Source organism: Gemmatimonadota bacterium (assembly GCA_030747075.1).
Classification (GTDB): Bacteria; ARS69; ARS69; order ARS69; family ARS69; genus ARS69.
The window spans coordinates 52,246-67,028 of record JASLLL010000007.1 but is presented as its reverse complement, the minus strand read 5'-3'; the positions used below and the strand labels follow the sequence as shown (position 1 = coordinate 67,028).

Below are 14,783 nucleotides of genomic sequence, written 5' to 3'. Positions count from 1 at the left end.
CCCGCCCGGAAGAGAGGATAAACGATGGCACACGCGTACACGCCCGGGCTCCGGGTTACCGAACTCACCGCGCTCAACAAGGAGCGCATTCTTCCCCTTCGCGGAGAGGTAGTGGTGGCCTCGGGGGACCGGGTCACATCCGAACAGGTGGTGGCTCGCACGGAACTTCCGGGGAATGTTCACAGTGTGAATGTTGCGAATCTGCTTTCGGTGTTGCCCGAAGAGGTTCCCGAGAAGATGGAGAAGCACCCCGGCGACGCCGTCGAAAAGGACGACATCATCGCGCGGAGTTCCACGCTGTTCGGGCTCTTCAAGTCGAGCGTGAAGTCTCCCATTCGAGGCACCATTGAGAATGTGTCCAGCGTGACGGGGCAGGTTCTACTCCGGGAACCGCCCATGCCGGTGGAGGTGGATGCCTATGTCGATGGAGAGGTCGTGGAGGTCCGCGAGGGCGAAGGCGCGGTGGTGCAGACCCACGGCAGTTTCATTCAGGGGATTTTCGGGATCGGCGGGGAGACCTGCGGCAAGGTCATGATGGCGGTGGAGTCTCCGGACGAAGTGCTGGAAGCCACGGGAATTGCGGCCGAGCATGAAGGGACCATTCTGGTGGGTGGCTCGCTGGTCACCTCCGCCGCGCTGGAGAAGGCGGTTTCGTGCGGCGTTCTCGGCATCGTCGCCGGCGGGATCGACGATGCGACCATCCGTGACTTCCTCGGCTACGACATCGGCGTGGCGATCACGGGGAACGAGGAAAAAGGGCTGACCGTCGTCATTACGGAAGGTTTCGGCCAGATCGGCATGGCGCAGGCCACCTTCGATCTGCTTCGCTCCTGCGTGGGAATGGAAGCCTCGATCAACGGAGCCACGCAGATTCGGGCCGGCGTGATTCGGCCGGAGATTGTGGTCCCTCGGTCGGATGTCCGTGCCGAGGGAGGGCCGGTGGCCGCCGTGGTGGCGGGCGGGCTCCAGACGGGTACGCAGGTTCGGATCATTCGGGAGCCGCACTTCGGAGAACTGGGGATTGTGCAGGGTCTTCCGTCGCCGCTTCACGAACTCCCGTCGGGCGCGATGGTCCGGGTCCTTCATGTGAAGCTGCCGAACGGAGAGGACCACATGCTCCCGCGGGCCAATGTAGAGATCATCGAGAGTTGATCCGCGCCGCGGCACTGGCCGTCTCTCTGGCGATAGCGCCGGCAGTCCCCGCCGGTGCCAGCCGGGTGCCGGAGGGGCTCGCGGCGCACGACACACCCGACGACGGCGGACGGTCCATCACCGTTCGCTGGGATGTGCCGGAGAGTGCGCCGGAGGATCTTCGGGTCCGGCTGGAGCGCGTGGGTGAGGACGGAGTTGCACGCGATGTGGGAGTGGTCGCGCTGTCCGAGGGCGTCTTTATCGATGCCAGGAACGGCAATGAGGAGGGGCCGCCCGATGGCGTGTCCCTCGTCTATCGTTTGACGACCCTGTTCCCTGACGGCAGTGAGTCTCTTCCGGCAGAGACCGCGCCCGCAGTTTCAAAGCCGCAGTTCTTCAACTCTCAACGCATCAATGTTCTCCTTCTTCTGTCCACCTTCTTCGCGTTTGTCCTGGTGAATATCGCGCGTGCATCGCGGGGCGCACGGTTCCATGTGAGGAAGTTGCCGGCAGTCGCCGCGATCGACGAGGCCATCGGCCGGGCGACGGAAATGGGCCGCTCGGTTCTCTATGTTCCCGGGATCGAGGATGTGGAAGACATCCAGACCATCGCGTCGATGATGATCCTCTCGCGTGTCGCCCGGGAGACGGCCCGTCACGATGTGCCGGTGCGCGTCCCCACTCGGACACCATTCGTCATGGCAGTGGCGGACGAGGTGGTGAAGCAGTCCTGCATGGAAGCGGGGCGTCCGGATGCGTATCAGACGGACTCGGTGCGTTTCATCTCGACCGAGCAGTTTGCCTACTGCGCCGGGGTCAACGGGATCATCCTGCGCGAGAAGCCTGCCGCGAATCTCTATCTGGGCCGCTTCTTTGCGGAGTCGCTGATTTTCGCCGAGACAGGCTTTGCCGCGGGCTCCATCCAGATCGCGGGGACAGCGGAGGTGACGCAGTTGCCGTTCTTTATTGCCGCGTGCGATTACACACTGATCGGTGAGGAGTTTTTTGCGGCAAGCGCCTACATGTCCGAAGATCCCATGCTCCTCTCCAACTTGAAGGCCGCGGACTGGGCGAAGGTGTTGTTCGTGAGTCTTCTGCTTGTCGGTACTCTCATGGAGTCGCTGGGAGTCTCGGGCTTCCGCGACTGGTTCCTGGTGCGGTAGGAGGACGGAATGAAACGCTGGGTTCCCTGGGTTCTGACGCTGGTGGCCGGAACGGTGATGATCGCGGAGTTCTTCGTGCCGCATCGCTCCTTCGCGGCATTCGTGACAGAGATGGAGCAGTGGGGGCTCATCGTCGTGGCCTTCACCTATGTGCTGGCCGTGGCCAATGTCCTGCGGATTCATGGCGGGCGCATCTCTCGCCGCGACGAGGGATGGGCCTACAGCGCTGTCCTTGTCGTGAGCCTTGTCGGGATGGCAGGACTGGGGATCTTCCACGACCACAAGGGCGGCCCTTTCCTCTGGCTGTACGACACCGTCTTTGATCCGTTGGGCGCCACCATGTTTTCGCTCCTTGCGTTCTTCATCACTTCCGCAGCGTACCGGGCCTTCCGGGCAAGGAGCACGGAAGCGGTCTTGCTGCTCGGTGCGGCGGTCATCGTGATGCTCGGGCAGGTTCCGGTGGGCGCGTACATCTGGGGGCCGGAGTCCTTTCTCGGCGGGTTCCCGGGCGTGAAGGACTGGATCATGGAGGTCCCCAATCTGGCGGGGAAGCGAGCCATCCTGATGGGGGCCGCGCTCGGCGCCATCTCTACGGGACTGCGTGTCATCCTCGGGCTGGAACGCGCGCATCTGGGGGGCAAGTAGTCCATGACCGGTGGATTCTTCCATAGGCTGGAGTTCGTGGACCGACGGTGGCTCTTCGTCATTCTCTCGCTGGCGATCATGCTTCCGCTCCTGTTTCCGGTGAGCCTGCCCATCCCGATCTCACCGATGGTGCGGGATCTGTACGATGCCGTAGAGGCATTGCCGGAAGGGTCGATCGTGCTGGTGTCCGCAGACTACGATCCCCCGGGAAAACCGGAGTTGCTCCCCTTCCACATTGCGGTCCTGCATCATCTGGCGGAAAAGCGGATTCGCATGGTCATGGTCAGCCTGTGGGCACCGGCTCCTCCCATCACGGAGAGGGTGCTGGAGGAAGTGGGGCTGGAGTCGGAGTATGGATATGTCCCGGGCGTGGATTATGTGCACCTGGGCTACAAGGAGGGTCGGCAGATCGTGATTCGCTCCATGGGGAAGTCGATTCACGAGGCCTTCCCCTTCGACCGCGACGGGACACCGGTGGATTCGCTGCCGCTCATGCGCGAGGTGTTTCGCTATGACGATGTGGAGATGCTGATCAATGTCTCCGCCGGGGTGCCCGGGATCAAGGAGTATGTCCAGATCGCACGGAGCCAGTACGGAGTGCGGATCGGCGGCGCGTGTACAGCGGTGAGCGGGCCGGACTATGTGCCGTACTATCAGGCCATTCCCAAGCAACTGGTCGGGCTCTCGGCCGGAATGAAGGGCGCGGCCGAGTATGAACTTCTCGTGGGGCGTCCGGGGGAAGCGGTCGGAGGGATGGCGGCGCAGAGCGCGAGCCATGTGCTGATCATCGTGTTCATTCTCTTCGGGAATGTGATGTACTTCCTTCGTCGGCGGAGAGAGTCATGATCGACGCTCTGCATGTGTGGATCAGCCTGGCACTCACATTCTGCATACTGAGCTTCCTGTATCGGGACAATCCTCTGTACAAGTTCGCCGAGCATGTCTTTGTGGGGATCACGGCGGGGTACGGGATCGCCATGGCCTGGCAGGAGACGGTGCGGCCCAACCTCATCGTTCCGCTTGCGGAGGGGGATCTGCTCAAGTGGATTCCTCTGGGGCTCTCCCTTCTCATGTTCACGCGGTTTTCCGAAAAGCACTCCTGGTTGTCCAGGTGGCCGCTGGCCTTCGTCGTGGGGATGTATTCGGGGATCAATGTTGTGGCATTCGGGTCGGGAGATCTCATCATCCAGCTTCAGTCGACGATGTTGGATGTGGTGCACGGCGGGGCAGGAGCCGTGAGCAATGCCATCCTGGTGCTGGGGCTGTCATCCAGCCTCCTGTACTTCTACTTCTCAAGAGAGCATCGCGGGGCGCTGGGGGTTGTGACGCGGATCGGCGTCTGGTTCCTGATGGTGTCCTTCGGCGCGAGTTTCGGATACACGGTGATGTCGCGGATCTCGCTGGCCATCGGGCGCTCTCGGGATCTTATCGCGCATGGCCGGGTGTCGTGGATGCTGCTGGTGTGCGTCGCGGTCTTCCTGGCCCTCTGGGCGAGGCGTGGCGGGAGAGGCGCGTCGGAAGAGGATGCCGGGTGAGGGCCACCCTCGCATTCCTCCTCGCGGCGGTTGTGCTGATGGGGCTTTCGTGCGGTTCCCCCGGTAACGGGGCGGGACGGACGCTGGTCTGGGGAATGGGCTACCAGCCGGATCTTCTGAACCCGCTTCTTTCGACCAGTTCGCAGGCGACCGAGATGGCCGATCTCCTCTTCCTGAAGCTCACGGATTTCGGGCCTCCGCCGGAACTTGCAGATCGTCCGATGCTCGCCGAGTCCTGGGAACTCTCTGACGATGGACTCGTTCTGACTTACACGCTTCGCGAGGATGTTGTCTGGGAGGATGGTGTCCCGACTACCGCCGACGATGTAAAGTTCACCTTCGACCGAATGGCGGACCCGGACATTCCCTATCGCGACAAGGGACAGATTCGCCACATTGAGTCGTGTGACGCTCCGGACCCGCGGACAGTGCGCTTTCGCTTCCGGAAGGCGGTGGCGGAACCGGTGAATGACACGCGCTTTCATGTTCTGCCCGCGCACCTCCTCTCCGGCGCTACGGCAGCGGCGCTTCCGTCGCTCCCCTTCAACCGGGCGCCCGTGGGGAATGCGTTCTGGCGACTGCGGGAGTGGGTGGCGGAGGATCGCCTGGTCTTCGACGCCAGCGAGACCTGCGCGCTCGGGCGGGCCGGCTTCGACAGGCTTGTGTTCCGGATCATCCCCGAAGAAACGACGCTCCGCACCGAACTGGAGACGGGCGGCGTGCATGTGTACCATCGGATGCCCAGCCGCTTCTTTCAGGCACTGGAAGGCCGCGCCGAGTACGGGTTCGGGCGCTTCTCCGATCGGACCTATACCTATATCGGCTGGAATCATCGCGCCGCGTTGTTCGCCGACCCGCGTGTTCGCCGGGCACTCACGATGGTGACCGACCGGCAGACGATCGTGGATGCGTTCCGGGTCGGCTTTGGACAGGTTATCGCGACGACCATCTATCCGGAACACTGGGCGTTTCACCCGGGGATCGAGCCGTACCCCTTCGACCCGGCGGCTGCCGGACGACTTCTCGACGAAGCGGGGTGGTCGGAGCGCGACTCAAAGGGCATCCGCATGAAGGACGGTCAACGCTTTGAGTTCACCTTCACGCTGATTTCAGGAAACGAGATCTCGGAGGAAATCGCGACGATGGTGCAGGCGGACTATCAAGAACTGGGGATTGGCGTGGATACGGAGTTCTTTGAGTGGACGGTCTATCTGGAGAAGATCTACGCAAAGGACTTTGACGCGACGGTGCTGGCGAGCCGCACTGATTTCGTCTTCGACCCGGAGGACAACTTTCACACGCGCGCGATCGCAGGCGGGCACAACTCCATTTCGTTCTCTCATCCGGTTACGGACAGCCTGATGGATCGGGCGCGTGTGACACAGGATCGGGAAGAGACGAAACGGATCTGGCGGGAGTTCCAGGAGGTCATGCATCGCCTCGAGCCCGTGTCGGTGCTCTACGCCGGAGAGGCCAACTACCCGTACCGCCGCGACCGCGTTGCTGAGGCGCCGATGGATTCGCGCGGGGCGTTGGTAGAGGTCCACCGCTGGCGCCCTGCCGGAGGGGCGTCGTGAGCCGTGGGCGGGCGTGGATTGTCTCGGCCGCACTGATCTTCGTCGTCGGCTGCGGGTCCGAGAGAGGCGCACGCGAGGCGGAAGAGCCCTCCGCCGGCCCCGTCCCCGGGGGGACTTGCGTGATCGGGCTCTTTTCCGACCTGGACGGGCTGAACGAGTTCGTCTCCACCGATGCCAACGCGACGGAGGTCATGACGAACCTCCTGTACACGCCACTCTTTCGTTGGGGGGCGGATTTCGAACTTGAAAGAGCACTGGCAAGCGCCTGGGAGTTCTCCGGGGACCGGCGCGAGATTACGGTCACCCTTCGCGACGATGTCCTCTGGCATGACGGCGTGCCGACGACGGCGGCCGATGTCGTGTTCACATTTCGCATGATGAAGAACCCTCTCCTGGGTTACCCGGATGTGGGATCGCTGCGTCCGCTGGAGGAAGTGGAGGCCGTCGGGCCCCACACCGTGGTGTTCCGATTCGCGCGTGCCTATGCGGACCAGTTGCCGGCACTGCGTCGTGTGATTCTTCCGCACCACCTCCTGGGCGATGTTCCCGCGGAACTCATGGAGTCCGCGTCCTTCAACCGGGCACCGATCGGAAACGGCCCCTTTCGTTTCGTTCGATGGAAGCGTGATCGGGAGTTGGTCCTGGAGGCGAACCCGGATCACTTTGCGGGACGACCCTGGCTGGATCGGATCGTCGTGCGGGTCATTCCGGACCAGACTGCGGTGGAGACGGCGTTTCGCAGTGGTGAACTGGACATCGTGGAGCGGCTGCGTTTCTCCTCCGTCCCGGGCCTTCGCGAGGAGGATCGCTACCGCGTGAAGACGGTTCCGCAGCGGGGGTTTCAGTTCATCGGATGGAATATTCAGAACCCGCTCTTTGCCGAGAGTGCGGTCCGGCGCGCGATGACGATGGCCATCAACCGGCAGGGCATTCTCGACGCGCTGGTGTTCGGTCAGGGCAAGGTGACCGCGCATCCGATCATGTCGCTATCCCAGGCGTATGCCACGGAGATCGCGCCCCATCCGTACGATCCGACGGAGGCTTCGCGGATCCTCGCGGAACTTCGCTGGCGGGACACAGACGGAGACGGCGTCCTGGACCGGGATGGGCAGAAGTTCGAGTTCCGGATCAAGACGAATCTGGGGAACCAGCTCCGCGAAGATACGCTGGTGATGATTCAGGCTGATCTGGCGCGCATCGGGATCGCGGCGACCCCGGAGGTGAGGGAGTGGACGGTGTTTCTCGATGAGATCATGGCGAAGGACTTCGACGCTTACCACATGGCGTGGCAGTCGGACTTCGTGGTCAATCCGTACGACACATTCCACTCCGATGCGGTCTTGGGAAAGTACAATATGGGGAGCTACACGAATCGTGAGGTAGACGCATTGATCGATCGCGGGTTGCTTGCGCGGACCCATGCGGACGCTCTGCCGATCTGGCGGGAGTTCCAGCGCGTGCTTCATCAGGAGCAACCGTATACGGTCTTGTTCGAACTGAACTACTCGGTCGGTGTGTCGCGGCGCATCCGGGGAGTGGAGACGGATGTGCGCGGGTTTCTGCTGAACGCCGGGGAGTGGTGGATTGCCCCGGGGGACCGTCGCTATGCGAGCTAGGCTGCAGGATTCGGCAGACGCCCTCGCGGCTCCCCGGAGAGGCGTTCGTATGCCGCGCGGGGGAGAAAGATGATTCGCTTCATCATTCGGCGCGTGCTGGCCTCAATCCCGTTGGTATGGGCCTTGGCGACGCTGACCTTCTTCATCATCCGGCTGGCTCCGGGTGACCCCATGGCGATGTACTTCAATCCGGAGATTGACCCCTCCGTCATGGAGACGGTGCGTGTGCGTCTGGGACTGGATCAGCCTCTTCATGTGCAGTATGTGAAGTGGCTCGGCGCGCTGGCCCAGGGGGAGTTCGGCGTCTCCTTCTCGCATCACAGACCGGTGGCGGAGATTCTCGCTGAGACGGTTCCGAACACGCTCATCCTGACATTCCTCGCGCTGCTGCTCGATCTCGTCGTGGGAGTTGCGGTCGGTCTGGTTTCCGCCGCCCGTCAGTACTCCTGGATCGACAATGTGCTCACGCTCGGGGCGCTCTTCGTCTACTCGATGCCGGGGTTCTGGCTGGGGCTGGTACTCATCATTGTCTTCTCGCTGAAGCTGGGCATCCTCCCCGCGAGCCAGATGGCCTCCGTGGATGCGGAGTACATGGCGTTTCTGCCCAGGCTGTGGGACCGGGCGCTCCATCTTGTGCTGCCTGTGTTCGTGCTGGGGATTGCGTCGGCTGCTTCCGTTGCGCGGTTCATGCGCGGGAGCCTCCTGGAGGTGATCCGGCAGGACTACATTCGAACCGCCCGCGCGAAGGGACTGCCTGAACGCGTGGTCGTGTTCCGGCACGCGCTGCGAAACGCGCTGATTCCCCTGGTGACGCTCCTCGGACTCTACATTCCGTTTCTCATGTCGGGCGCGGTGGTCACGGAGACGATCTTCGCGTGGCCGGGCATGGGGCGCCTGACTGTGGGCGCGATCTTCGCGAGGGACTATCCCGTGGTCATGGCGGTCAATCTCATCGCGGGTGTCATGGTCGTGGGCGGGAACCTGATTGCGGATGTGCTGTACGCAGTCGTGGATCCCAGGATTCGCTACGAATGATGCGTCGCGTGCTTTCCGCTGTCCCGGGGGCGGGCCACCTGCTTCATCGGAGATGGGCCCGCGGCGTGCTCTTCGCCGTGGCGTGGCTGGCGTTCTGGGCAGTCGCGGTCGGTTCCCGCGCGGAGGTGAGCGAAGTCCTGCACGGCGGGGGAGGGGGCGGCCTCATGTCGGCGGTGGTGTTCCTGGCTCTGGCTCTGATTGGGATTCCGGTCGCATCCACGGTGGATTGTCGCCGGATTCGATCGCTCGAGAGCGCATCCGACTCGGAAGCAACGGCGGGGACGAGTCGCGCGCGAATCGCTTACCGCAGGTTCATGCGAAATCGTATTGCGCGGACGGGGCTCTTTCTGGTGCTGACGCTGTACTGTGTGGCGATTCTCGCGCCTCTTCTTGCGCCGCATGATCCGAATGCGCAGGAGGACATCGTGCGGACGCGGTTTCTTTCGCCCCGTCAAGATCACCCGATGGGAACCGACAAGTTCGGACGGGACATTCTCTCGCGAGTGATCTACGGCTCGCGGATATCACTCTCCATCGGATTCGTGGCGGTCACCCTCGCGATCACGCTGGGTCTGTTCTTCGGATGCATCGCAGGCTACTTCGGTGACCGCGTGGACTGGGTGGTCATGCGTGTCGTGGATGTGCTGATCGCATTCCCCAAGCTGTTCATCATTTTGACGCTCATTGCCATCTACAGTCCGAAGATCTGGCTGATTGTCGCGGTCCTCGGGCTGACCGGCTGGATGGGAGTTGCGAGGCTCGTGCGGGGGCAGATCCTCTCACTGCGCGAGCAGGAGTTCGTCGAGGCGACGCGCGCTCTGGGTATTCCGGCGCACCGGACAATCCTCCGTCACCTGCTGCCGAACACACTGTCACCGGTCATCGTCGCGGCTACGCTCATGATCGGTGATGTGATTCTGGTGGAAGCTGTGCTGTCATTCCTCGGGCTGGGAGTGCAGCCACCGACCGCGTCGTGGGGGAACATCATCAATCAGGGCAGGGACAATCTCCTGGGAGCATGGTGGATCTCGACATTCCCCGGGTTGGCGATTGTCCTGACCGTCGTGTCCTACAACCTGCTGGGCGACGGCCTGCGTGACGCGCTGGATCCAAGAACGCGCCCCGACGGCGTGGAGTAGCCGGTCAGGGTGTGGCGGCGCGGCCCGCCACGCGCTTCCGGATGGCGTCCAGGCTGTCGTCAGGGATGGCGGAGATCAGACTCCGCGTGTAGGCCTGCTTCGGATCTGCGTAGATGTCCTCTGCGGGTCCGGATTCCACGATCCTCCCGGCGTGCATGATGGAGATGGTATCCGCCATGAACTTCACCACCGCGAGATCATGGCTGATGAAAATGTAGGTGAGGCCGCGCCGGTCCTGGAGGTCTCTCAGGAGGTTCAGGACCTGAGCCTGCACGGAGACATCGAGGGCGGAAACGGATTCGTCGCAGATGATGAACGACGGGTTTACCGAGAGAGCCCGGGCGATGCAGATTCTCTGGCGTTGCCCGCCGGAGAACTCATGCGGGTATCGTCGCAGGTGATCCGCGCTCAGCGCGACCTCTTCCAGCAGGGCGGCCGCGCGGTCCCGGCGATCGGAGCGACTGGTTCCGACACGGTGAATCTGCATGGGCTCCGTGATGGCGCTCTCCACGGAGAGGCGCGGATTGAGCGAGCCATAGGGATCCTGGAAAATGATCTGGAGTTCGCCGCGGATCTTCCGAAGCTCGTGTCGGCTCAGCGACGCGAGGTCCGTCCCCCGGAACGAGACCGTGCCCTCCGTCGGCTCCTGCAGCCGGAGAATGGCGCGCGCGGCGGTCGTCTTCCCGCATCCGGACTCTCCGACGAGCCCGAGTGTGCGCCCTTCGTGGACTTCAAGGTCCAGCCCGTCTACGGCGCGCGTGTGATCCACGACCCGCTGAAGGAGGCCCCTGCGAATCGGAAAGTGGACCTTGAGACCTTCCACCCGCAGGACAGGTTGCGCGTCTGGGAGGGGTGCGCAGGGGGTGGAGACTCGCTCCAGTTCCGCCTGTCTCTCCGGAGGCATGATGCGCTCGCGAAGGACGGCGCCTTCTTCCGGGTCGCGATGGACTTCCATGAAGTCGGACACCATGGGCAGTCGGGAGAGCCTTTGTTCAAGCCGGGGGCGGCAGGCCAGAAGCCCCCGGGTGTAGGGATGAGACGGAGCGGTGAAGAGGTCAAGGACCGGTCCGTGCTCGACGATCTTCCCGTCGTACATGACCGCCACATCATCGGCGATCTCGGCGATGACCCCCAGGTCGTGCGTGATGAAGAGGATCGACATGCTGCGTGTGTCGCGGAGTTGGCGCAGGAGTTCCAGTACTTGAGCCTGAATCGTGACATCGAGCGCGGTCGTCGGCTCGTCTGCGATCAGAAGCCGGGGATTGCACGAGAGCGCCATGGCGATCATGACGCGCTGTTGCTGCCCGCCGGAGAGTTCGTGGGGATACGAGTCCACCCGTCGGGATGGCTCCGGAATCCCCACTTCTTCGAAGAGGTCGACCGTCCGTTCCCGGGCTTCCGACTTGCCCAGCGTCTGATGAATCCGAATGGCCTCGATCACCTGACTGCCCACCGTCAGAACGGGATTCAGCGAGGTCATCGGCTCCTGGAAGATCATGCTCATCCGTCCGCCCCGGATGTGCCGCATCTCCTTCTCCGGAAGCGAAAGGAGATCCTGCCCGAGGAACCGGACTCCGTTCGCCTCCAGATGCGCGATCCTCTCCGGGAGCAGCCGCATCACCGACAGACTGGTGACGGACTTGCCTGACCCGGATTCTCCCACCAGCCCGAGTGTCCGGCCTTCCAGGATCTCCAGATCGATATCTCGAACGGCGTGAACCGTTCCTTCCTCCACCTGGAACTGAGTCCGGAGGCCTTCGATCTTAAGGACGGTCTTTGGGGGCGCATTCACGGAGCAAGGCTCCCGGGTGATGAGGATACCGGACGGTGCGAGGGGGCAGAATAGAGTCGAGGGAATGGGGTGTCAATCGGGGGGAGGAGGGTCCCGACGGGAGCGCCGCCCGGCTTCGCCCGCACCGACGCAACTCAGGCAGTGACGGGGAGTTGTGGCTGCTTGACACCCCTGAGGGGCTTCGCTATAGTGGCCGCGCGTCTTATGGATTGATGTGCGTTTCTCCTGTCTTGCCAAGGGGTTGCGCCGTTTGGAAGGGCGCAACCGAAGGCTCGCCGAGGCGCAGTGTTGCGTCGGCGAGCCTCCGTAGTCCGGCATGTTTCCCCGGCCTTCGCCGTGCGAGAAGGGTGACCCGATGCGCAAAGCTCACGCCATGACGGCCTTTGTCCTTCCAATCCTCGCCGCCCTGTGTCTCTCGGGCGCCGCGCCGGTTCAGGCTCAGGGCGTCACCGGGAGTATCCGGGGGGTCGTGCTGGATGACTCGACGGGCAAGCCTCTTGCCTACGCCAATGTCGTCGTCAAGAACACAGCGCGCGGTTCGCTCGCCCGGGACGATGGCTCCTTCGCCATCTCGGAAGTTCCCGTGGGCACTCATGTTGTGCGCGTCGTTATGATGGGCTTTGAGTCTCTGGAGGTGGCGAATGTGCGCGTGGACGCCAACCGCACCACCCCACTGGAGATTCGGCTTGAGGAGTCGGTGGTTCTGGAAGTGGATGTCGTCGACATTCGCACGGACGCCTACGATGTCCTGAAGAAGGAAGAGTCCGCCTCCATTCAGTCGTTCAAGCAGGATGAAGCGAAGATCCGTGCCATCAACACGGTGGAAGAGGCCATCGCCACGCAGGCGGGCGTGACCTCTCTCGGCGGAGAGCTTTTCGTGCGTGGAGGGCGGTCTGGCGAGATCAAGACCTATGTGGACGGAATGCCCGTCTCGGATGCATTCGCCGGGTCTTCCGGCGGCACGATGGAAGTGTCGCTTCAGTCGCTTTCGGAACTGAACATGATTTCGGGCGGCATGGATGCGGAATATGGAAACGCTCAGTCCGCGGTCATTCAGATCAAGACCAAGGAAGGCACGGAGAAGTACACGGGGCAGTTCAAGTTCATGACGGACGACTTCGGCGCGCCGGACAAGACCTACTTCAACTACGACAGCTTCTCGTTGGGTTTCGGAGGCCCCGTTCCCTTTACGGGCAACCGCCTGCGGTTCTATGCATCGGGAGAGGGCACCTTTTCGGATACTTACCTCCGGACACTGGAGGAGAGACCCGCACAGAAGCTGACATTCAACGACTGGGAACTGGCCAGTTTCCGGGATCGGAAGCGAAACCTTCTGTCCGGGCAGGGGAAGCTCACCTATGTACTCCCCGGAGCCAAGAAGATATCCGGCGAGGTTCTCTTCTCCAGCAGTCGCAGGGACTGGTATCACCACGGGTTCAGCCGCGTCGGGTACTGGTCGGAGGATCTTGAGCACTGGTGGCATGCCCCGCTGGACTCCACCTACACCTATTACAACGGGCCTGCGCACCTCACCGATCAGACGACGAAGATCAACCAGTACAAGCTGTCGTACACCCACCCCGTGAGTGAAGGGTCCTATTTCAAGACGCGAGTCGCCTACTTCAAGACGCGCTATCACGAGGATGTCGGAGGGAAGAGCCCCGGGGAGTATGTTCCGTTCCGGGGAAACGATCGGGAGCGGGATCCGGAGAACCTCTTCTATGCGATCTCAGGAGACTTCCCCGACTGGACAGAGCGGGAATCGCTGCAGATTACCTGGAGGTCGGATTACCAGGTCAAGGTTGGGGACACCCACGAGTTCAAGACGGGCGCCACGCTGGACTACTACGACCTCTCCAAAGACGATCGGTATGCCCCCTCCGAGGACAACGATCAGGGGAGTTCTCCCAATCAGTACTCTGAGCGCGCCATGGGCGGCGTGTTCTATGTGCAGGATCGGCTTCGTTACAAGAAATCAATGGTCATGAACCTTGGCCTGCGGTTTGACTTCTTCGACCCTGGGGAAAGCGCCATCCGTCTTGCCAATCAGCGTGTGCTTGCCCTCCAGAGGCCCACGCAGGGGACATCTCTTCTGGAGCGCTGGCGAGCACAGGTTTCTCCGCGAGTGGGGATGTCGTATCCCATTTCTGATCGGGATGTTCTCCACTTCCATTATGGTCGCTTCTTCCAGTTGCCGAATCTGGAGTGGATCTTCGACTACAGCGACAATCCCGCGCCCGGAAACCAGACTGTGGGCAACGCTTTCCTGGAGCCGGAGACCACCATTTCCTATCAGTTCGGCGTTCGGCGTCAGCTCAGCGACGAGGTCTGGGTGGACGGGTCGGTCTTCTTCAAGGACATCTTCGGGCTGACCGGGGCGGAAGCGCTGGAAGCCGAGAACGAAACGGAGCAGGACGCCTTCGCCCCATTTGTCTTCATCAACAAAGACTACGGTTCCGTTCGTGGGCTGGAGCTGACGCTGGAGAAGCGGTTCTCCCACTACTGGAGAGGAGGACTCGCCTACACGCTGTCCAAGGCGACGGGCTCTTCGTCCGATGTCCTGCAGGCGGTGGTGGTGTCCGGGGAGGCCGCAGACCGGGAGCCGATCAAGGAGATCCCGCTCGACTGGGACCGGAGCCATGTCTTCAACATGTACCTGTACCTCTCCGATCCGGGCATCTGGGGTGTCAACGCGGACTTCTCCATCGCATCGGGTTCCCCGACTACACCCAAGCGACTTGGGGATCGGATTGTGCGGGCCGAGTTCTTCAACTCCATCCGGCTTCCGTACACCATGTACTTCTCCATGAAGGCGAACAAACAATATTCGCTGTACGGGCAGGAGTTCCGGCTCTTCGTTGAGGGGAGAAACCTCCTGGACCGCAAGAATGTCGTGACGGTGACACCCTACATTTCCCCGTCGCCGGCCAACTCCTACTATCAGGAGTACTTCACCGAGTTCGGAGAACTGGGCGGGGCGTACAACCTTCACGACACCATGGGAACCCCGGACGACATTCTGGTCCCGCTGAATGATCCGCGGGTATACGGTGAGCCTCGCTCCTTCCGCTTTGGCGTGGCATATGAGTGGTGATCTGATGAGAGGATGGGGAGTGGAGAGCCAGAGGAGTAGAACTTGCAGTAGCGGGG

11 protein-coding genes are annotated in these 14,783 nt (G+C 62.4%); 10 read left to right on the top strand and 1 reads right to left on the bottom strand.

Annotated features, from left to right (window positions below):
- Window positions 1-24 precede the first annotated feature (24 nt).
- The 9 genes from QF819_03970 (at window position 25) to QF819_03930 (ending at window position 9,841) form a co-directional block, all read left to right on the top strand.
- Complete coding sequence (locus QF819_03970) at window positions 25-1,152, top strand: hypothetical protein (protein ID MDP6802320.1); 1,128 nt, start codon at window positions 25-27, stop codon at window positions 1,150-1,152.
- Window positions 1,149-2,294: a hypothetical protein gene (locus QF819_03965; GenBank protein MDP6802319.1), complete on the top strand. Its 1,146-nt coding sequence runs from the start codon at window positions 1,149-1,151 to the stop codon at window positions 2,292-2,294. Before QF819_03970 ends, QF819_03965 begins: the two co-directional genes overlap by 4 nt.
- Before the next feature lie 9 nt (window positions 2,295-2,303).
- The gene (locus tag QF819_03960) at window positions 2,304-2,939 is read left to right on the top strand and encodes a hypothetical protein (GenBank protein MDP6802318.1); all 636 of its coding nucleotides are present in this window, start codon (window positions 2,304-2,306) and stop codon (window positions 2,937-2,939) included.
- 3 nt (window positions 2,940-2,942) lie between these two features.
- Window positions 2,943-3,785, top strand: a complete 843-nt coding sequence (locus QF819_03955; protein MDP6802317.1) for a hypothetical protein — start codon at window positions 2,943-2,945, stop codon at window positions 3,783-3,785.
- Window positions 3,782-4,474, top strand: a complete 693-nt coding sequence (locus QF819_03950; GenBank protein ID MDP6802316.1) for a hypothetical protein — start codon at window positions 3,782-3,784, stop codon at window positions 4,472-4,474. Before QF819_03955 ends, QF819_03950 begins: the two co-directional genes overlap by 4 nt.
- On the top strand, window positions 4,471-6,051 hold the full coding sequence (locus QF819_03945) for an ABC transporter substrate-binding protein (GenBank protein ID MDP6802315.1): 1,581 nt from the start codon (window positions 4,471-4,473) through the stop codon (window positions 6,049-6,051). Before QF819_03950 ends, QF819_03945 begins: the two co-directional genes overlap by 4 nt.
- Entirely contained in the window at window positions 6,048-7,667 is a 1,620-nt protein-coding gene (locus tag QF819_03940; GenBank protein ID MDP6802314.1) for an ABC transporter substrate-binding protein, read from the top strand. Before QF819_03945 ends, QF819_03940 begins: the two co-directional genes overlap by 4 nt.
- 69 nt (window positions 7,668-7,736) lie before the next feature.
- Window positions 7,737-8,702, top strand: coding sequence for an ABC transporter permease (locus QF819_03935; GenBank protein ID MDP6802313.1), 966 nt, complete (start codon window positions 7,737-7,739; stop codon window positions 8,700-8,702).
- A 296-nt stretch (window positions 8,703-8,998) separates the two neighbouring features.
- On the top strand, window positions 8,999-9,841 hold the full coding sequence (locus QF819_03930; protein ID MDP6802312.1) for an ABC transporter permease: 843 nt from the start codon (window positions 8,999-9,001) through the stop codon (window positions 9,839-9,841).
- A 4-nt stretch (window positions 9,842-9,845) separates the two neighbouring features.
- Here QF819_03930 and QF819_03925 read toward each other — a convergent pair whose 3' ends face one another.
- Entirely contained in the window at window positions 9,846-11,633 is a 1,788-nt protein-coding gene (locus QF819_03925; GenBank protein ID MDP6802311.1) for a dipeptide ABC transporter ATP-binding protein, read from the bottom strand.
- A 355-nt stretch (window positions 11,634-11,988) separates the two neighbouring features.
- Between QF819_03925 and QF819_03920 the strand changes: the two genes are divergently transcribed.
- Window positions 11,989-14,727 (top strand): TonB-dependent receptor, encoded by a 2,739-nt coding sequence (locus QF819_03920; GenBank protein MDP6802310.1) that lies wholly within the window; start codon window positions 11,989-11,991, stop codon window positions 14,725-14,727.
- Window positions 14,728-14,783 lie beyond the last annotated feature (56 nt).